The sequence below is a fragment of the Nitrospinaceae bacterium genome (assembly GCA_018669005.1).
Taxonomy (GTDB): domain Bacteria; phylum UBA8248; class UBA8248; order UBA8248; family UBA8248; genus UBA8248.
On the sequence record JABJAL010000034.1, the window covers coordinates 66,627 to 85,496 of the forward strand.

Here is an 18,870-nt window from a genome sequence, read left to right on the forward strand (position 1 = left end):
ATTACTGGGAAAAAGGAGAGGGGAGCGACGACGGAAGCTCCCCCCAAATTCAACTAGTGCGCTTCTTAGTTTGTGCCTGTTGGCATAAGAGGCGTGTAGTTGAAGATGAACTCATCATTAACCTGAATTGAAACGCGGTTGCCTTCTTCTGTGCGGGCTGTGCCGCCGACCGCAACCTTGATGATGCTTCCCAGGGCGCGGTTGATCCGGGCCTTGGTGTGATTCCCACGTACTTTCCCATCCGCTCCGATGGTCTTTTCGTAGAGGGTGCGAAGCTCAGGATCTTTTTGAAGCCTCTGAAAAACTCTCAATGTTACGTTGGGCTCAAAAGATTCAGCACAGATTTTCTGAGCCAGTTCTCTTGCTGTTTTCTTGAGTTTTGTTTCCGCTCTCACTTGTTGGTTGTCCTCCTTTCCCAGATTTCCTTCTTTCAGGGCAAATTCAGAGAGGACATCCGCCATCAAGTCCGCGGGCTCCATTTTCTGGGCCCGGGCCATGTCCCCAAAGGCTTTATCCACTGCGTCCGGAAGCCTGATAGTTTTTTGTGCCGTTTTCATCAACATCCCTCCTTGTTTAATATTAAGACTCTACATATATTAGGCGTGGGATTGTTTTTGTCAATAGTTATCTTGGATGAAAATTTTGTAATTCCAGTTAAGCTATTGAAAATAAAAAGAATGAAAATTTTCGAAGGTGTGTGGTTTTGAAGTCTAGATTTCTCGGAGGTGGGTTAAAAGGCCGGTAATTTTCTAAATCTGAATGTTGATAATGTTGCCGCGGTGGAGTTTGGACTGCTGGTGGGTGGCTTCGTCCTCGTTGAGGGCGCTCTGGACCTGCGTGGACTCGATGGGCTCGAGGTCGATGACCCGCGTGGCGGGGTTGTCCGAGCCTGAAAAGCGGTTTTTGTGGAATTCGAAGCGATCCCGGATGCGCGAGCGGCGCTGCCTGGAATAATCCTCGCGCTCTGCGCCCTCGGTGAAGCCGAAGTCTCCGGCCTGGCCGTCGATGACCATTTTATTTTACTCCCGTTCTAGCGGCTGCCAGCCGCGCCATTCATGAGGCTGTTTTGCGGCGCTTTTCCGGAATCCTTGGTGATGTTTGCCCTGAATTCGGTGAGGCGCACGAAGTGGTCGCCGCATTCGGTGAAATCGCCTACGTTTCGCGTGACGCCGAGCCCTTTGAGCTGATAGATCCGCTCCGGGGTGGTGAATGGGGACAGTGAAATTTTTTGGCTTCCGGTGATGGTGAAGACTTCAAGCGGGCCGCCCTCCCGAAACCGAGAGGCGGGCAGTTTTACCTCGCTGTAGATGTCTAGCCCGCGTCGCTTCAGGGCCGGATGCTCGTCCACCGAAACCAGCAGATATAAATCCCCCGCAGTTCCGCCCTCGAGGCCGTCGTTGCCCGAGCCCCTGAAGCGGAGTATTTCGCCGTCCTCAATGCCCCGAGGAACATCTACCTTGATTTGGGCATCGGCATCGCTGAGTCCCATGTTCGAGCATTTTGGGCAGACACGTCGTCTCCCGCCTCGGCACGAGGGGCAGGCGGCGCGCCTGATGTAGTTCATTGAGACCTCCCCTCCCAGGACCGCTTGTAGGAAAGCCAGCCGCAAGCGGAAATGTAGATCGCGGCCCTGGGTGGGGGAAGTCTTCTCTGGCCCCGGGGGAGGGGCTAAAGGCAGATCTTCGGTAATCGTCTGATAAGCTTTTACGAGTTCTTGGAACTGGCGTTTTTTCTCCTCGTTGCCGCCGTGAAGATCGGGGTGGCACTCGAAGGCGAGCTTTCTAAACGCGTATTTAACGTAGACGCGTTCAGTGCTCATTTTGAGTCCGAGGGTGTTCAGGGCCTCTCTGTATTCCGCCCGCTGTCTCTTATCCGTGGTAGCCGACATCTCTAAACCCCCTTTAAAAGCCAAGTCCAGGAAATAGGCCCGGTGGGTGTTCTTGTAGCTGGCACCGGGCGTTGTGTCTTTCAGGGTCCTTTTTCTCGTTGTTTCATTTGTTAATTTTTTGGGTTAATTACCGCCGATGCCACCTGAGTACTTGTATTGCCAGTGGCACTACATCGACAGATGTATATGTACTGCCATTGGCACTATATGTCAACTGTTTTTTTCCCGATCAGTAAATTTTTTTTATCACTTGAATTATGGTGCCACTGGCAGTACATTATGGGTATGTCCACTGCGCCGAAGAGAAAACATGATAAGCCCTTGCAAATCAGGATGAACGAGGAACTTCTCCTGCTCATCCAATCGGCCTCAGACAAGGCCGGGCTCAGCACGTCGGGTTGGGTGCGGGATCGCATGGCGCGGGTGGCCAGGCGTGAAATCAGGCAATCAGGGGACGATACCCCTCGTCGCAGCAACAGGGATGATGAGGACTGAGGAGGCGGGGCGGATTTAGAACATTTTTAAGATGATTTAAGCCTCCTGCCGGGGTGTAGTTTCTATCCTGGTTGGAGGTTTTTTTGCGCTCCTACCTCCCCTTGAACTCAGGTTTGCGCTTTTCTAAAAACGCCGTGGTGCCCTCGATCTTATCCTCGGTGGTCATGAGGCAGCTCTGGGCAAAGCGCTCGACGAGCATGGCGGCCTCTTGGCCCCCCTTGATGCGTGCGTTCATCACCATCTTGGCAAGGCGAATGGCGAGGGGGCCCTTACTCAGTATTTTTTTGGCCATCTCACGGGCCGCCGTTAAGAGTTCATCGTGGGGCACTACCTTGTTGACGAGGCCGATGCGCTCGGCCTCGGCGGCATCGATAATGTCGCCCGTCATTATCAACTCTTTGGCCTTGCCCAGGCCCACCAGGTTAATAAGCCGCTGGGTGCCGCCGGCGCCGGGAATGAAGCCCAGGTTAACTTCGGGCTGGCCCAGCTTGGCGCGGTCGCTGGCGATGCGGATGTCGCACGCCATCGAGAGCTCGCAGCCGCCCCCCAAGGCGAAGCCGTTGAGGGCTGCAATAATTGGTTTTTCGATGTCCTCGACCTTGGCGAGGTTGCGTTGGGGCGGGGCGGCGAGGCCGTCCATGAGCGTGCGATCTTTAATTTGCCTGATGTCCGAGCCTGCGGCAAAGGATTTGTCCCCGGCGCCGGTGAGGATGATGACGCCCACCTCCTCGTCGGCCTCGAAGTCTTGCATGGCCTGAATAATCTCGCTGTAGGTTAGGGGGTCGATGGCGTTGCGCACTTCTTCTCGGTTGATGGTGATGAGTCCGATTCCTTCGGATTTTTCGATTAGTACATGTTGATAGCTCACGGCTAGCCCCTCTGCGAAATATTTAGATGAATAAGAAGACCCGGCGGCGGGCCACATATAAAAGTAATGTGTCTTCAGATTGATGGGAAGATAGCTTATTGGGGAGAGAAGGTCACCTTGATCTGGTTTTTTTGAGAATGGCCAGAAAGTGAAGGTAGCGCACGAATAATAAAAATAATGAAATAAAGCTGCTGGCTTCTTAATTTGTTAGCACTAATCATCGACGAGTGCTAATTTTCTGTTGACATCCTCGCCACCATTGACTATATACAGTCTTCGAATAGAGCGAAATCGAAACTTGAGTTGGATCGACTCACATTTTAACCACTAACCTTTGGCCCGAATGTTTCGGGCCGCCGAACCAAGAAAGAGGAGGTTTACAAACATGGCGAAGACGAAAGTTACGCCGCTTCAGGATCGTTTGTTGGTGCGTCGTATGGATGACGATGCGGAAACGACCGAGGGAGGCATCATTCTGCCTGACTCGGCCAAAGAAAAGCCCCAAGAGGGTGAGGTTATTGCTGTTGGTCCCGGAAAGGTGACCGACGACGGCAAGCGCCAGAAGCCCGAGCTGAGCAAAGGCGACCGGATTATGTTTGCCAAGTATGCGGGAACGGAAGTGAAGATCGATGGCGAGGATCTGTTGATCATGCGCGAGGATGACGTTCTGGCTGTTGTTAATTAATAACCTTTTTAAACTAACTATTCCAAGGAGAAATTCAAACAATGGCTAAAATTCTTCTCTTCGACGAGGAAGCTCGCGGGAAGATCAAACGCGGCATCGATCAGCTGGCCGATGCTGTGAAAGTGACTCTCGGACCCAAGGGCCGCAACGTTGTTATCGACCGCAAATTCGGTTCCCCGACCTCCACCAAAGACGGCGTAACGGTGGCCAAAGAGATCGAGCTCGAGGATGCCTTCGAGAACATGGGCGCCCAGATTGTAAACGAGGTTGCCTCTAAGACTTCTGATGTTGCCGGCGACGGCACCACGACGGCGACCGTTCTGGCCCAGGCCATCTACCGTGAAGGCATGAAGAACGTCACGGCCGGCGCCAACCCGATCGAACTCAAGCGCGGCATCGACCAGGGCGTCGAGGCAGTTGTAGCTGAGCTCCGCAAGCTCTCCAAACCGATCAAGGACAAAAAAGAGATTGCCCAGGTCGGCTCCATTTCGGCCAACAACGATCCTTCCATCGGCAACCTCATCGCCGAGGCCATGGACAAGGTCGGCAAAGACGGCGTCATCACGGTTGAGGAAGCCAAGTCGATGGAGACTTCGCTCGACATCGTCGAGGGCATGCAGTTTGATCGCGGCTACCTGAGCCCCTATTTCGTGACCAACCCGGACCGCATGGAAGCTTCTCTCGATGACGCATACATTCTCATCCACGAGAAGAAAATTTCGAACATGCGCGAGATGCTCCCCCTTCTTGAGAAAATCGCCAAGACCGGCAAGCCTCTCGTCGTGCTCGCCGAGGACATCGAGGGCGAGGCGCTGGCCACCCTGGTTGTCAACAAACTGCGCGGCACCCTGAATGTCGTTGGCGTCAAGGCCCCTGGCTTTGGTGACCGCAGGAAAGCGATGCTCGAGGATATCGGGATTCTCACCGGTGGACGTATGCTGAGTGAAGATCTTGGCATCAAGCTTGAGAACGTCACCCTTGACGACCTGGGCCAGGCCAAGCGCATCACGGTCGACAAGGACAACACCACGATCGTCGAAGGCAAGGGCAAGGCCAAGGACATTGAAGGCCGTGTGAAGCAGATCCGCAACCAGGTCGAGGAGACCACGAGCGACTACGATCGTGAGAAGCTCCAAGAGCGGCTTGCGAAGCTCGTCGGCGGTGTGGCTGTCATCAACGTTGGCGCCGCGACCGAGGCCGAGATGAAAGAGAAGAAGGCCCGCGTTGAGGATGCCCTGAACGCCACCCGCGCTGCGGTTGAAGAGGGTGTTGTCGTTGGCGGCGGTGTCGCGCTTGTTCGTTGCCAGAAGGTGCTCGGTAACCTCAATCTCGACGGTGACCTTCAGGTGGGCGTTGCTATTCTCTCTCGCTCGCTCGAAGCGCCGCTTCGCGAGATTGCCAACAACGCTGGCGTCGAAGGCTCCATCGTTGTGCAGAAGGTCAAGGGCGAAAAAGGCAACACCGGCTACAACGCTGCGACCGACACGTATGGCGACCTTGTGAAGTCCGGCGTCATTGACCCAACCAAGGTGACGCGCTCGGCGCTTCAGAACGCCGCCTCGGTTTCGGGTTTGATGCTCACGACCGAGTGCCTCATCAGCGATAAGCCTGACGAGAAGGGTGCTGGCGGAATGCCTCCGATGCCCGATCCCGGCATGGGCGGTATGGGCGGCATGATGTAACCAACCCCCGGGCACTATTGGGGTAGCAGGAACCATCAGGAGGGGGGGCGTCATTTGGCGCTCCCCCTTTTTTATGTTTCAAAGTTGAGGCAGAGTAGGGGTGCCTTCAAGGCCGCCGCGCATGTGGGAAGTTCTCAAGAGGACGAGTCATGGGTGAGAACAAGAGGGTCCTGGTTGTCCCTCTCTTTATATCGCTCCTGCTTCATCTGCTCGTGCTCGTTGGCTTGAGCGTGAATTTTCTGTGGCCCAAGAGCGTATCGGCGAAAAAGTCCGTTCCCATTCGCATTGTGTCGGTCGATCAGCCCAAACCAAAAGAAAAGCTACCGCTCAATACCGATAGCCGTTTTCTCTCGAATGCCAACCGCAAAGAGAGTGGAAAGGGTAAAGGGCCCGGGAAGCCAAAACTCAAGCGTGATCTTAAGGACAAAATTCCCGCCAGGCGGGGCGAGCAGGCGCCTAAAGTCGCCTCGCTGGTTCCGCCATCGCCGCCCGTTCGTGAACGACCCCCGGTTCCCGAAGTACGCGAAGTCGCGCCTGTGCCGAAACCCGAGCCGCAAAAAAAGCCCGAGCCTGAAAAAAAGCCGGAACCTGAAAAAGTGGAGCCGAAGCCTGAGCCCAAGGTGGTGGAAAAACCCGAGCCTAAGGTGGAGCCGAAGCCCGAGCCAAAGCCGAGGAAAGCAGAGGTGAAGCCCCCTCCAAAGCCCGAGCCGCCAAAAAAATCGCCCCCCAAAAAAGAGGTGGAAAATACGCGGCCCGCCCCTCCCAAGCGTAAAATGCTCAAGGCGAAGCTTCCCAAGCCAAAGCCGCCGGAGAAAAAAAAGCCTGAGCCCAAAAAAAAAGTCGTCAAGCCTAAAAAGAAAAAAATTAAAAAACAGGTGAAGAAAAAACTGAAAAAGCGGGTTGAAGTCGCCTCCCTACCCAAGCCAAGACCAAAGCCCAGGGAGGCACGCAAGCCGATCAGGAGAGTGACACCTCAAAAATCCAAGGTGCCCGTCGATCCGCTTGCCATGTTCCGCGCCAAGCCCAAGGGCAGGCCCAACGCCCCGCGCTATAAACTCTCGGATGAGGACGCGGATCGAATCACAAAAGCCGCCGAGGACGAAAGGCGGCGCTTGGAGAAGGAGGCTGGCGAGGCGGTTTCCCTCGACACCAAGGATTATCGATATGCCTCGTATTTTGCATATATCAAAGAGAGGATTAAAAATAATTGGAGCTATCCTGATGAAGCTAAGCAATTCAGTGGTAAGCTGTTTCTTCAGTTTACCCTCCACTCGAGTGGTCGGTTGGTCCGGGTTAGGTTATTGCGTTCCACGGGCTATAAGATTCTCGATGAGGAGGCCCTCTCCGCCATTGCCAAGTCCGCTCCGTTCAAGCCTTTTCCGCAGGAGATGAAGAAAAAGTCATTGACGATCAAAGGTTCGTTTTCCTACGAGAATTCGCCTAATATTTTCACCCGCCGAAGATAATTGTTTGTTGACAGTGTGTTGGGGCCTTCCCTACCATGGCGATTCATTTGAGGGTGGCCCCCGCTTTTTCGCTTTATTGAGGAATTTTTCTTGGACGTTTCCACCGATTTAAGCAAGCAGATGGAGGACTACCTGAAGAACATCTACAAGCTTCAGGAAGAATCCTCGCCCGTCACGACGAAGGCCATTGCCGAGAAAATGGAGATTTCCCCGGCCTCGGTCACGAGCATGACCAAAAAACTCGATCAGTTGAAACTTCTCAACTACAAACGCTACGGGGGGGTTGTCCTCACGGAGCGTGGTATGAAGGTTGCGCTCGAAATTATCCGCCACCACCGCCTGCTCGAACTCTATTTGAATCAAAAGGTGGGCATCGAATGGCACAAGGTGGACGCCGAGGCAGAGGAGCTAGAGCACGTACTGAGCGAGGAGGTGGAGGCGGCCATGGACCATGCCCTCGATTATCCGACCATCGATCCGCATGGCGATCCGATACCGGCCAAAGACGGGACCATCATCAGCCCGGAGGAGACGGTGCTCATCGAACTTGAGCCGGGACGAGCGAGCGTCGTATCGCGGGTGATTCAGGATAGCCCGGAGATGCTCGAATATTTGGGCGGGATCGGCATATTTCCCGACGTGCCCATCGAGGTTGAGGAGCAAACCCCGTTGGCGGGCACCGTGACTGTTCGCGTGAAAGGAAAATCCCGCGCCCTGGGCCGCGATGTGGCAAGCTGCATCTACGTGTCCTCTGCCAATAGTTCCGAAAATTAAGTTGTCTTGAAAAAATACTTTTCGCGGGTGGCTGACACCGCCTTCTCATTTTCCCAAGTTTCTAATGAGGTAAATCATGCCGCCGACAAAGAAAACGGCCAAAAAGAAAACAGCCAAGAAAAAAACCGCCGAAAAAAAATTCGACAATCGCTTCCGCGCTATCTACGACAAAACGGTTAAATGGCAAGAAAGCTCCGCCATTGAACTTCTCACCTTGCCCAAAGGGGTGAAGGTGAAGATTTTCAATCATGATCCGGTCATGCAGCGCATTGATATGAAGGTCAAGTTTCCCAAGGGCTATGTCGAGCCGGTGCATGTCCACAAGAGCTGGCATTCGATCCTGGTGACGAAAGGGCGCATGTGTGTGGCCGGAAAAGACCTTCGCCCCGGCGATTATGTTTTTGGCTGGGATCTGCCCCACGGCCCCTACGAGTATCCGGACGGTTGCGAGGTTTTTGTCGTTTTCATGGGCGGCGGCACCCAGCACATTTGGGATGAGGAAAAACATCTTCACCACAAGACAAAATGGCAGGCAAAAACTTCGGCCGGTAAAAAAGGGGTGAAGCGGGGACAGGGCGTCCGTGCCCGCGCGCTGTCTAAAACAACGGTGGCCAAAAAAGCGGCCGTGAAAAAAGCGGTGAAGCGCAAAGCCCCGAAAAGAAAAGCGGCCCGTAAGTAACGAAACTGCCGGCTGGTTGAGGGAGCCTGTTTAAGGCGCACGCGCCGCTAGTATGACGAGCGCGGTTTAGGGTGCCAGCGCCGCCTTGGCGCGCGCGGTTTAGGGTGGAGAAAAGATGGAATCTTTGCGAATTGCGGTCATTGGCGCCGGTGCATGGGGAACCTCGCTGGCGGATTTGCTCGCCGAGATCGGACACGAGGTCACGCTCTGGGTGCTGGAGGAGGACCTTTGCGCCCGAATGAAAGAAACGCGCGAGAACGATGTCTATCTCCCGGGCGTCTCCCTTCAACCCGCGCTTCGCACGACCTCCGATTTGGCCGAGGCGGCCTCGGCTGGCCAGGAGCTTCTTTTGAGCGTGGTGCCGAGCCAGTTTCTCTCCCGCGTCTGGGAGGGGCTTGCCCCCTCGGTGCACGAGGAGGCCCTTATCGTGAGTGCAACGAAGGGGCTCGATGAGAAAACCCTCACGCTGCCGACCCAGCTTATCGGCGGCACCCTTGTAAAACGCGGCGCGAAGAACGCCGTCGTATGTCTCTCGGGCCCGACTTTCGCGAAAGAGCTCGCGGATAGAAAACCCACCGCGATTGTGGCGGCCTCTGAGAATGAGAGCGCAGCCCTCCGCGTGCAGGCGGCCTTCTCGGCGCTTTGCCTTCGCGTTTATACCGGGGATGACCCGATTGGCACCCAAATTGGGGGGGCGCTTAAAAACGTTATTGCGCTGGCCGCAGGCGTGGCCGACGGCATGGCGCTTGGCTACAACACCCGCGCCGCGCTGATAGTGCGCGGGCTGGCCGAGATGAGCCGCCTCGGCGAGGCGATGGGCGGGCGCGCCGAAACCTTGGCGGGGCTGGCGGGCATGGGCGATCTGGTGCTCACCTGCACGGGCGATCTGAGCCGCAACCGTACGGTGGGCCTCCGCCTGGGCGGCGGCGAGAAGCTGAATGACATTCTCGGCTCGATGAAGGCGGTTGCCGAAGGGGTGGCCACCGCGCCCGTGGCCGTGTCGCTGAGTAAAAAGTTTGGGGTTGAGATGCCGATAGCAGCCCAGGTCAACGCTGTTTTATTTGAGGACAAAGACCCCCGTGAGGCGCTAGGCGAGCTCATGTCACGGCCCCTTAAAGCCGAGTGGACGTAGGGGTCAAGCCAGGGCTTTTTCCAGGCAATCGAGCGAGCTGTTCCAGCCCCATTCGTGGTTTTTGCGGTCCTGCTCGGTGGGGAAGCGCTCGTGGGTGAGGATGATCTCGGTGGCCTCGCCTTTTTCCATGAATTCGAGCGTCATGAGTGTTTCCACCCCTTCCATCTCGGCGACTTTTTCCCAAATCCAGGTGAACACGAGTTTCTCGGGCGGGCGCACTTCGCGGTACTCGCCATGGGTGAAGTGCTCGCCCCCGTCGGGGACGCTCATTTGGATGCGGTAGCCGCCCCCCTCGCGCAGATCAACCTCGGCGGTGTGACACGAGCATCCCTCGGGCCCCCACCATTTGATTAATTTCTCGGGGTCGGTCCAGGCCTGGAACACTTTCTCCCTCGGGGCCTGGATGGTTCTCGTGATACGAAGAGCGATGTCGGGGCTCGTTTTCTGTGCGGTCATGGGCGCGTCTCCTTTTTAAATAATTTTTCTTCTTTATCCATTCGAATCCTCCAGGTTGTCTTCGAGAAACGTGGCCAGCGAATCGAGTTGTCCATCCCAAAACTTGCGGTAATGCGAGAGCCACTCGGCGGCCTCTTCCATCGGTGCGGATTCCAACCGACACCGACGCACGCGGCCATCTTTTTCACGGCGAACGAGCCCGGCGCCCTCAAGGACGCGAAGGTGCTTGGAGACGGCGGGAAGCGACATCCTAAACGGTGCGGCCAGATTGCCTACCGAGGACTCCCCCTGCGCCAGGCGCGAGAGAATTGCCCGGCGGGTGGGGTCGGCAAGCGCCGAAAAAGTTCTGTTGAGCGATGCGGGGGAAACTTGCATTTACCGAGCCCCTAAAACGGCAGCCAGCCGAAGCCGGTGTAGTAGCCGCGCAGATACATAACCTGGCCGCTGTGCATGACGTTGTCGATCAAAAGCGCCCGGCCCAACAGCTCACCGGCCCGAATCGTCTGGTTGGGTATAAAGTCGGGTATCTCCTTGTCCAACTCCTCTGGTGAAATCGTTTTGAGCGCTGCTTTCGTTTTCTCGCGGACAGCTTTGGCGTATTCGCTCAGACCGGCTTTGGAGGGTTTTATGGCGTGGACTGTTTCGAGGGAATGTCCGAGGCCGATGTTGTTCGGAGCGGGGTCGACGCCGAACTTCTCGCCCCAGCCGCCATCGGTCCACACCTGTGAGCCGCCCGAGACATGTGCGATCACGGCGTCCTCGACCCGCGTCTTGTGCCACAAGATCCAGCCGATGTGATTCGTCTCAGTGGTCGGTGCCTCGTTGAACTGCTCGTCTGGGAGGCCATCGAGCGCCATCTCGATGGCGCCCTCGTTCATGTCCAGCAGCTTTTCGATAAGTTCGGTTGCTTCCATTTCAAAACCTCCGTGTTCAGAAGATCGGCTTCCCATTACTTAACCAACTGGTTAAATATAGATCGCCCCCCTCTCCAGGTCAAGAAAAATTTACGGGTGTCCCTTAAAATAATTTCAATGGGCAGAGGTATCGAAATTCTCAACTGGTGAGATATTCAATTGGCGAGACTCGCGCCTGCGAGACTCGCGTTGGAATATGTGCCCGCGGCGGTTATTATTTCGTGGCCGGATTGGCGCTCTGCCCCGAAACGAAAGGCCTCCTTGAGATTGGCTATGTTTTTCATGCGTGCGCTGGCCTGGGTGGCCGCGCTGGTCATCCTGCCAGCCTGCTGGGCAGTCTCGCTCGCCTTGGCAAGTGTGGCACCCGGTGTTTTTATGCTCTCAGGTGGTGCAAGTGGGTGGCTACTCGTGCCCGAGGCCTGGGCGCTGGCCGTAGGCGCTATTTTCTATCTTCTCTGGCACCGGGTCCGGCCCCCTGAGTTTCTCTACACCTTCGCGCACGAAATGACCCATCTTTTATTCGCGCTTATTTTTTTCAAGCGTGTGAGCCGTCTGGTTGTTGGCAGAGACAGCGGAGAGGTGGCGATGAGCGGCACGAATTTTTTCATTACTCTTGCCCCCTACTTTTTTCCCCTGCTGGCCGCCGTTGTACTGGGCGCGGGGATGGTTGCCGAGTGGGGGCTCGGGGATGAACGTGTTCGGCTGGTGACCTCATTTTTCACCGGCCTGGGGCTCTCGTTTCACCTCACGATGACGCTGCGCACCCTTGGCACCTCGCAGCCCGATATTCAGCGCGGCGGTCGGTTTTTCTCCTGGTCGGTTATCTATCTGATAGGCACTGTGCTCGCGGGTGCCAGTGCGCTTATGGCGGCAGGCGGCACGAGCGCTCTGTCTTCTTTGTACGAAGGCCTCTTGCACGAGGGCTGGGCGGCGTATCTATGGAGCGGGGAGCGGCTCCTTGCCTGCGTCCGGCTGGGTGTCGCCTGGGCGGCTGAGTTTTGATCGGGTATTCATGATGATTCGTTTGCTCACCATTTCAGTTCTGATGTTTATGACGGGCGGGTGCGCCTACGGGATCTCTCATGAGGCGGAAACTCTCAGGCCAGAGGGGCTGGCGCGGGTGCGCCGCATCGTGGTGGTACCGTTTCGCTATTCCCATCGGTGGACAGGTTTTTTCCGGGGAATTTATAAATCGGCGGGTCTTGAGCCACCCTCGGTCGAGAAAATGGAAAAGATTGAGGCGACGTTTCTTCTCGAAGGGATTTTATTGAAGCGCGGCTATGAGGTGAAGGAATTGCCGGAGTCGCTCAGCTTGCCTGTGGGCTTGCCGGTAGGCTCGCTGGCGAGTTCGCTGGGTTGGGGGGATGATTTGCTCGGGGAAAAACGCCAGGCCGCGCTGGCGAGGATTCAGGCCAGCGGGGCCCAGGCCTTTCTCGTGGTCAGAGGCAAAAGCAATTGTCCGCAGCTTTATCACTGCCTTGCCGAGGTGGAAATGAAATTGATGGACACCGAGTCGGGGGAGGTTCTCTGGCGCTCAAAAGCCACGGGCGAGACCCTGATTGGCCAGGGCAACGAGATGCTAGCGGCGGTTGAGGAAGCGCTCGGCCCTCTACCGACCTCGGTACCGACCCCGGTTCGTTGAGCCAGAGGCCGAGATTACAGGACCTATTATTCTGGATTTGTTGCTCAACCAATTGATTTTTCCCCACGCCAAAAGAAATTCAGTTTGAAAACTATTCTCTTCCAGAAATGTTTTTGCCACTCTGGCACTCCCTTTTGGCGAGATGTCTGCCATTTCAATTAGATCCATGACAAATTGACAATTTTCCGACACGGACATATCAGTGTTTGTCATTTAAATACAACTACTTATGAATTAAATTTGATTGGCATGGCACTTGCTTTATTTATGCTTGAAACAATGCTGGATTGTGTGGATAAGGCGGCACACGCGATTCGGTAGGCGGAAGGGGCATCGATCGGATCGAGGCTCCTCCGCCACGGCATTATTCATCTCCTCCCGCTCCCTCCGGCGGGGGGAGATTTTTTTTTGTCTGGCTTGTCTAGACTGCCGGGCTCGGGTCCGATTTACCCCAAGTGCTTTCCCAATTTTTCCCGTTGTTCTATTCTTCTTTTTCCATTCGATGCTATCTGCGTCCACGGCAAATTGTCGGCAGGTTAGTGCGGGTTTTATTCAAAATGTTTCGGAACTTGGAAGGAGAAATGATGGCTGGCGATAAAGCGCGTCTGGCTTCGATAGGTTTAGGTCGGTGGGGCGCTATGCTCGTGGATGCAGTGAACCGCAGCGGCGCGGCCGAGGTGGTTACCTGCTTTGCTCGGAGCGAGGAGGGCCGCAAGGCGTTCGCGGATAAATTTGATTGTCGCAGGTCGGCTAGCTATGACGAAGTGCTCAATGACCCGGAAGTTGAGGGCGTCATTATTGCCACCCCGCATTTGACCCACGCGGATATGATCTGTGAGGCCGCCTCGGCGGGCAAGCATGTTTTTGTCGAAAAGCCGCTGACGCTCACCGTGGCCGAGGGTAAGCGCAGCTATGAGGCGACGCAAAAAGCAGGCGTTGCTCTTCAGGTGGGCCACCACCGCCGACGGCAAGGGGCGAATCGCCGCATTCGAGAGATGCTCGATAATGGTGAACTCGGAATGCTCCACCAGCTTGAGGCGAATCTTTCGTTGCCGATGGGCCAAAACCCCTCGCCGGGCTGGCGCGAGGATACCAATGAATCTCCCGCTGGCGGCCTCACGGGCCTTGGCGTTCACATGATCGATAATCTTCAGTACCTGGCCGGGCCGATAAAACGGGTCTCAGCTTTCAGCAAGCAGATCCTGGGCGCTGGGAACCTTGATGACGCGACCTGCGTCGCCCTTGAGTTTGAATCCGGCCCACTTGGCTACATGAGTTTCTCGCTGGTTCTTCCTAAAATTTGCGTGACCCATGCCTTCGGTACCGAGGCGGCTGTCTGGTCCGAGGAGGAGGGCGCGAAACTTTTTTTCCAGAAAAAAGATCAACAAGCCAGAGAGCAAGTTGATGTCGATGCAGGCGATGCCCTGGCGGACCAAATGGTTGAATTTGCCAGATGTATTCGTGAGGGCGGAGAGCCCGAGGCGGGCGGCCCCTCGAGTATTGAAGTGGTGGCAGTTCAGGAGGCCGTTATTGAGAGCGTGGCCTCGGGCAAGACAGTTGATGTGGCGAACTACCGCTAGAGGCGGTTCATTCAATTTGATTGGAGGTAATCAATGTCCCAGATGACTCATGTCGGGAGCTCCCCGGCGAAGGAAGATGCGCTTGCCAAAGCGGTGGGCGATACGGTTTACGGCGATGATTTGCGGTTGCCAAACGAGCTTGTCGGCAAGGTGATCCGCCCGCCGGCGGTGCCCGCGAATATCAAGAAAATTGACGCCTCAAAGGCGCTCGCCCTGCCGGGTGTGCACTGCGTTTTGACGGCGAAGGATATTCCTGGAGAAAACGCGGGCCGCTACCCCTATTTTCCGGTGTTGGCCGAGGGATCGGTGTGCTTTGGCGGCGACGCCGTGGCGATTCTTGCCGCCGAGACGCACGACATCGCCGAGCAGGCGGCCAGGCTGGTTCAAATCGACTATGAGCCCCTGCCGGGAAACTATGAGTACGAGAATATTGAGGGCGAGGTGCTCTTTGAGCAGAATGTGGAAAAGGGTGACGTCGAGGCCGGTTTTGCCCAGGCTGATGTCATCGTCGAAAAAACTTATTTTGCCGCTAGTATCGACCACGGTTTCATCGAGCCCGAGGGTGGTGTCGGCTGGGTGGATGAGCGCGGCATTGTGAACATCCGAGTTCCCACCCAGACGGTTGAGAACTATGAGTTGGTGGCCGCAACATTGAACTTGCCCGCCAGCCGGGTGCGCTATGACTGCCCGATGGTGGGCGGCGCATTTGGCGGCAAGGAGCACCCCCTGCTCGGCGCGTTTTTGGGGCTTCTCACGATGAAAACGGGAAGGCCTGTGCGCATCGTTTATTCGCGCGAGGAATCGATGGCCCAGTGCAGTAAAAAACACCCTTTCATCATGCGCTACAAGACGGGTGCGACCAAAGAGGGAAAGCTCACCGCCTTGGAGATCGATATCATCGCCGATGCGGGCGCCTATCCGACCAACAGCGGGGGAATGATCTTGAGTGGCTTGATCGTGGGCCAGGGGCCATACGAGGTGCCAAACGCACGCGGCCACTCGGTCGCCATTCAGACGAACAATCCTTTCACCGAGTCCATGCGCGGGGTGGGGGCGAATCAGGTTTGTTTTGCCTATGAGTCGCAGATGGACGAGGTGGCGGTGCAACTGGGGATGGACCCGGTGGAGTTTCGCCGCCGCAATTTCATTGAAAAGGGGGGGACGCTTATCCACCGGCAACCGATTCCGACCTCGCCCATGCTTCATGAGCTTTTGGCGCAAGCCGAGCGGGCCATTGGCAAGAAGGCCGGCCCCGACCCCTCTAATAGTCGGGGACCCTGGCGGCGGGGGGTTGGCTACATAGGGAACTTGGCGGGCTACGGCCGCCCCAACCAGGATGGCGAGACCTATGTCTCAATCGAGGCGGACGGCAGCGTGAACCTGCGCTGCGGGGCCTCGGACGTTGGCGCGGGCCAGTCCACCACCTACCGGCAGATTGCGGCAGAGGCGCTGGGCGTTACGCTTGAGAGCGTTTCGGTAACGATGGCGAACTCCGAGATCACGCCCCATTGCGGCATGACGTCGGGAAGCCGCCAGACACTGATCACGGGCGGGGCGGCCCAGCGCGGAGGCGAGGAGCTGCTCTCGCGCATCCTGAAGGGCGCTGCCGAGCTTTTGGAGGCGGCTGTAGAGGACCTTGAGGCGAATAGCGGCATTATTTCGGTGCGCGGGGCCCAGGAGCGCTCGGTGCGTTTTGTTGAGGCCGTGAAGAAGTGCAAGGAGATGGGCATCTCCCTGTTTACCACCGCCAAGATGGAGACCCACCCCCACACCTTTGAGGGCAATGATGTCTTCGGCGATCGGGGCGGTTGGGTTGACTACTCCTTTGGGGTTCATGCCGCCGAGGCCGATGTTAATATCGAGACGGGCGAGGTGCGGCTCCTGAACTACGTCTCGGGCCATGACGTTGGCCAGGCGATTCACCCCCAGCACGTCGAGGGGCAGTTCGAGGGCGGCAGCATGATGGGGATTGGCCACGGCCTGCTAGAGGAGATCCAGACCGACAAGGGCATGCTCTCGACCAGTGAGTTTCACAGCTACCTGATTCCCACAGCGACCGAGACGCCTGAGTGGAACTCGTTTTATGTGGAGTCCGGAGAAGGGCTCGGCCCCTACGGCGCCAAGGGCATCGGCGAGCCGTGCTGCACCGCCGGCGCCGCTGCTGTTGCCTGTGCCGTGAGCCAGGCCATTGGCGCGCGCATCACCCGGATACCCATCACCCCGGACCACGTGCTCGAGGTGCTCGGCAAGCTCAAAAAGTAGCGGCTTGAAGTAACACACAAGCCCGAGCAAATTTTTTAAGGAGGCCAGCTAGTGAAAGTGTACGGCAGCTACCACCATGTTCATCTCGTTAGCCGCGACCCCGAGGTGGCGGCGGCGTGGTACGAAAAGGCGCTCGGGGCCGAGATAACCGGCCGGGGGCAGGGCAAGGGCTCTGCGATGGTGCGCATCGAGCTTGGCGAGGCGAAGGTGTCCATCCGGGGGCTCCGGGAGGGCGAGGTGGCGCCCGATGTGGACACGCCCCCGCTCATTGGTCTTAACCACATCGGCCTGATGGTGGACGATATCGAATGGGCGACGCGCTCGGTGGCTGACAATGGCGGGAAAATCATCGAGGCCCCCCACGTTGGCACCTCGGGCAATATCGTTGCGCATGTCGAGTGCCCCGAGGGCGTCCTCATCGAATTCCTGCAGCCCAAAAGCTGAGCGGCGCGCAAAAAAACGAGGCCGCGAAAATCTGGCCGGTCTGTTTTTTTAGTGTGCGCGTGATTTTCAGTATGAGCGAGACTTTTTCCACCCCTTGGGGCAGGGCGCAAGCTCGCCCGAGATAATTCGCCCGAGCCGCGCCGCGCGCTCTTTTGGCTGGGGGTGCAAAGGGCTCTCATCGCCAATGCCCCGCTTGCTCAAGTATTCAAAAAAATGCCGCAGGTTGCGCGCCCCAAAGTTTTTTCGCCCCTTGGTCAGCTGGTGCATGAGACAGGCGGCCAGATGGTCGGCCTCAAACTCCTGCGCCCGGCTAAAGGCATTAAAAGCCTCAGCCTGGGCCTCGGCGCGCATAGAGGCAGCAGGATTTTTTTTCGCATTAGCCCCACCAGGCGGTGCCCCACCGGGCGGTGTGTCACCGGGCGGTGTGCCACCCAAGATTTTTTTCTTCGCAATGTTGATTTCCCCAAGCGCGACATTTCCGCGGATGGCACCGATGTTGAGCGTGTGGGTGCCGATGTGCCCCTTGATGTGGTGGCTCGCCTCGTGGGCCAAAAGCGCCGCCTGAAACGGCCGCCTCAAGCGCAAAAAACCTTCGGTCACATAAAACCACCCACCGCGCCCGGCGTAGGCGTTGATATGGCGGCCGGGCAAAATCCCCAGATACCACCGCTCGCCGCCTCGCCCCGATGCCCGCTGATAGGCATTCAGCATCGTGCCCACAAAGCGCACCCGGGTGTCGTCCCAGTTGGGAAGGTTGCCCGCCTTCCTGGGGCCCGTGCAGCCCGAGAGCATAATGATCAGCGCCGCCATGAAAATAATTTTGCCCATCTCTGAATCCACCTTACCGAGGCCGCGCCTTACCGAGGCTGTGCCTCATCGAGGCTGTGTCTTGCCTGAGCTGTCATTCTGAATGAGCCTGAAGGTAAGTGGAAGTGCGAGGGAAAGCGGCGGGCGATGATGTATCCGAAATGACAGCCGGAATCGACAATGCGAGGATAGGCCCTGAAATTGGAAACGGTGGCACAAGCTTTGGCGCGAGCGGGAGGGATTGGATGCGGGCGATGGCGGTTTTTTTGTTGGCGGCGGTTTTACTCTCCGGGTGCGGAGAGATGAATTTGGCGGTGGGCGAGGACCCGACTGTCCTTCCCGGGGTGTACCGCCCCAAAGATTACAAGAAAAACGCCAAATGGGTGGATCTCAATACGCGTCTTTTGCGCTACGGTCGGGCGGCGCTGCCCGGGGCGCCCGAGGGCTACTGGAAGCTCTATTTTAGGAAATCAAAAAAAGAATCGCCCGCAACCTCAGGGGCCGGGGAAGTGTTCTTGCCCGATTTTTGGATAGAGAATATCTCGTTTGATTTTATGGATTTCGTGCTGGCCCATGAGGTGGCCCACGATGTTCTAGACCATTTGATTTGGGGTGCCGAGAGCCGTGAGCAGGCCGAATTTGAGGCCGACGAGCGTGCCATAGAGATCATGGCAAAAGCCGATGGCGTGGACTTGACGAAAAATAGCATGCGCATCGTTTTAAAACTCTATGGCCGCATATTCCCTCCCGAAAGGGTGGAGCGCATGAAAGAGGTCCTCAAGAATTTGAAATAAAAAGAGGCCCGACCGGGCGCTAAATGTTCGGGTAGTCGATGAAGCCCCATTCGTGAAGTTTGAACTCAAAGCGCAGAAGTAGCTCGCGTCTTTTGTCCTCGGGAATTCCCCGGACAACGGTGAAAACCCCTATTGCTAGCAGGAAAAAAATTACGTCCATGGCGCTACCTCCCGATCAGCCTGAATGGCTTCTCTCGTTTCTATGCCCCTATTATCGCAGGAAGTCTCTGGCGAAGCAAAACGCCATGGGCAGCCAATTTTTTAAATAACCTAAGATGAAACAAGGAAATAACGAATAGCGG

At 56.6% G+C, this 18,870-nt stretch carries 22 protein-coding genes; 13 read left to right on the forward strand and 9 right to left on the reverse strand.

Translation table 11 applies throughout. The annotated features are described in order from the left end of the window. Positions 1-65: 65 nt before the first annotated feature. The 3 genes from HOJ95_04895 to HOJ95_04905 all read right to left on the reverse strand — a co-directional run bounded on the left by HOJ95_04895 (position 66) and on the right by HOJ95_04905 (position 1,888). On the reverse strand, positions 66-557 hold the full coding sequence (locus tag HOJ95_04895) for a hypothetical protein (protein ID MBT6394021.1): 492 nt from the start codon (positions 555-557) through the stop codon (positions 66-68). Between the two features lie 192 nt (positions 558-749). Next, the gene (locus HOJ95_04900; GenBank protein MBT6394022.1) at positions 750-1,013 is read right to left on the reverse strand and encodes a hypothetical protein; all 264 of its coding nucleotides are present in this window, start codon (positions 1,011-1,013) and stop codon (positions 750-752) included. A 17-nt stretch (positions 1,014-1,030) separates the two neighbouring features. Beyond that, on the reverse strand, positions 1,031-1,888 hold the full coding sequence (locus HOJ95_04905) for a J domain-containing protein (protein ID MBT6394023.1): 858 nt from the start codon (positions 1,886-1,888) through the stop codon (positions 1,031-1,033). 333 nt (positions 1,889-2,221) lie between these two features. Here HOJ95_04905 and HOJ95_04910 point away from each other — a divergent pair, with 333 nt between their 5' ends. Then, entirely contained in the window at positions 2,222-2,383 is a 162-nt protein-coding gene (locus tag HOJ95_04910; GenBank protein MBT6394024.1) for a hypothetical protein, read from the forward strand. 91 nt (positions 2,384-2,474) lie between these two features. Here HOJ95_04910 and HOJ95_04915 read toward each other — a convergent pair whose 3' ends face one another. Beyond that, positions 2,475-3,251, reverse strand: coding sequence for an enoyl-CoA hydratase/isomerase family protein (locus HOJ95_04915; GenBank protein MBT6394025.1), 777 nt, complete (start codon positions 3,249-3,251; stop codon positions 2,475-2,477). Positions 3,252-3,636: 385 nt separating this feature from the next. On the opposite strand from HOJ95_04915, the gene groES reads away from it, so the two are divergent. The 6 genes from groES (at position 3,637) to HOJ95_04945 (ending at position 9,669) form a co-directional block, all read left to right on the forward strand. Beyond that, the gene (groES, locus tag HOJ95_04920; protein MBT6394026.1) at positions 3,637-3,936 is read left to right on the forward strand and encodes a co-chaperone GroES; all 300 of its coding nucleotides are present in this window, start codon (positions 3,637-3,639) and stop codon (positions 3,934-3,936) included. A gap of 41 nt (positions 3,937-3,977) precedes the next feature. After that, positions 3,978-5,618 (forward strand): chaperonin GroEL, encoded by a 1,641-nt coding sequence (gene groL, locus HOJ95_04925; GenBank protein ID MBT6394027.1) that lies wholly within the window; start codon positions 3,978-3,980, stop codon positions 5,616-5,618. A gap of 149 nt (positions 5,619-5,767) precedes the next feature. Beyond that, on the forward strand, positions 5,768-7,084 hold the full coding sequence (locus HOJ95_04930; protein ID MBT6394028.1) for a TonB family protein: 1,317 nt from the start codon (positions 5,768-5,770) through the stop codon (positions 7,082-7,084). 120 nt (positions 7,085-7,204) lie between these two features. Continuing rightward, entirely contained in the window at positions 7,205-7,858 is a 654-nt protein-coding gene (locus HOJ95_04935) for a metal-dependent transcriptional regulator (GenBank protein MBT6394029.1), read from the forward strand. Positions 7,859-7,934: 76 nt separating this feature from the next. Then, positions 7,935-8,537 (forward strand): hypothetical protein, encoded by a 603-nt coding sequence (locus HOJ95_04940; protein ID MBT6394030.1) that lies wholly within the window; start codon positions 7,935-7,937, stop codon positions 8,535-8,537. A 115-nt stretch (positions 8,538-8,652) separates the two neighbouring features. Then, on the forward strand, positions 8,653-9,669 hold the full coding sequence (locus tag HOJ95_04945) for an NAD(P)-dependent glycerol-3-phosphate dehydrogenase (protein ID MBT6394031.1): 1,017 nt from the start codon (positions 8,653-8,655) through the stop codon (positions 9,667-9,669). 3 nt (positions 9,670-9,672) lie between these two features. Here HOJ95_04945 and HOJ95_04950 read toward each other — a convergent pair whose 3' ends face one another. From HOJ95_04950 to HOJ95_04960, 3 genes are read right to left on the reverse strand one after another with little or no spacing between them, the layout of a single operon-like run. Next, positions 9,673-10,125: an SRPBCC domain-containing protein gene (locus HOJ95_04950; protein MBT6394032.1), complete on the reverse strand. Its 453-nt coding sequence runs from the start codon at positions 10,123-10,125 to the stop codon at positions 9,673-9,675. A 33-nt stretch (positions 10,126-10,158) separates the two neighbouring features. After that, on the reverse strand, positions 10,159-10,500 hold the full coding sequence (locus tag HOJ95_04955) for a helix-turn-helix transcriptional regulator (GenBank protein MBT6394033.1): 342 nt from the start codon (positions 10,498-10,500) through the stop codon (positions 10,159-10,161). An 11-nt stretch (positions 10,501-10,511) separates the two neighbouring features. Beyond that, positions 10,512-11,039, reverse strand: a complete 528-nt coding sequence (locus HOJ95_04960) for a DinB family protein (protein MBT6394034.1) — start codon at positions 11,037-11,039, stop codon at positions 10,512-10,514. Between the two features lie 273 nt (positions 11,040-11,312). Between HOJ95_04960 and HOJ95_04965 the strand changes: the two genes are divergently transcribed. From HOJ95_04965 to HOJ95_04985, 5 genes are all read left to right on the forward strand, one after another. Further along, positions 11,313-12,041, forward strand: a complete 729-nt coding sequence (locus tag HOJ95_04965; protein MBT6394035.1) for a hypothetical protein — start codon at positions 11,313-11,315, stop codon at positions 12,039-12,041. Beyond that, positions 11,998-12,681, forward strand: coding sequence for a hypothetical protein (locus HOJ95_04970; protein MBT6394036.1), 684 nt, complete (start codon positions 11,998-12,000; stop codon positions 12,679-12,681). The genes HOJ95_04965 and HOJ95_04970 overlap by 44 nt, the downstream gene beginning before the upstream one ends. 584 nt (positions 12,682-13,265) lie before the next feature. Continuing rightward, positions 13,266-14,261 (forward strand): Gfo/Idh/MocA family oxidoreductase, encoded by a 996-nt coding sequence (locus HOJ95_04975; protein MBT6394037.1) that lies wholly within the window; start codon positions 13,266-13,268, stop codon positions 14,259-14,261. Positions 14,262-14,294: 33 nt separating this feature from the next. Further along, positions 14,295-16,523 carry a xanthine dehydrogenase family protein gene (locus tag HOJ95_04980; GenBank protein MBT6394038.1) on the forward strand — a complete coding sequence of 743 codons (2,229 nt, stop codon included), beginning with the start codon at positions 14,295-14,297 and terminating at the stop codon, positions 16,521-16,523. 51 nt (positions 16,524-16,574) lie between these two features. After that, on the forward strand, positions 16,575-16,967 hold the full coding sequence (locus HOJ95_04985; GenBank protein ID MBT6394039.1) for a hypothetical protein: 393 nt from the start codon (positions 16,575-16,577) through the stop codon (positions 16,965-16,967). A 66-nt stretch (positions 16,968-17,033) separates the two neighbouring features. On the opposite strand, the gene HOJ95_04990 is transcribed toward HOJ95_04985, so the two are convergent. Beyond that, positions 17,034-17,795 carry a hypothetical protein gene (locus tag HOJ95_04990; GenBank protein ID MBT6394040.1) on the reverse strand — a complete coding sequence of 254 codons (762 nt, stop codon included), beginning with the start codon at positions 17,793-17,795 and terminating at the stop codon, positions 17,034-17,036. Between the two features lie 98 nt (positions 17,796-17,893). On the opposite strand from HOJ95_04990, the gene HOJ95_04995 reads away from it, so the two are divergent. After that, on the forward strand, positions 17,894-18,568 hold the full coding sequence (locus HOJ95_04995; GenBank protein ID MBT6394041.1) for a hypothetical protein: 675 nt from the start codon (positions 17,894-17,896) through the stop codon (positions 18,566-18,568). 19 nt (positions 18,569-18,587) lie between these two features. Here HOJ95_04995 and HOJ95_05000 read toward each other — a convergent pair whose 3' ends face one another. Continuing rightward, positions 18,588-18,728 carry a hypothetical protein gene (locus HOJ95_05000; GenBank protein ID MBT6394042.1) on the reverse strand — a complete coding sequence of 47 codons (141 nt, stop codon included), beginning with the start codon at positions 18,726-18,728 and terminating at the stop codon, positions 18,588-18,590. Positions 18,729-18,870: the final 142 nt, after the last annotated feature.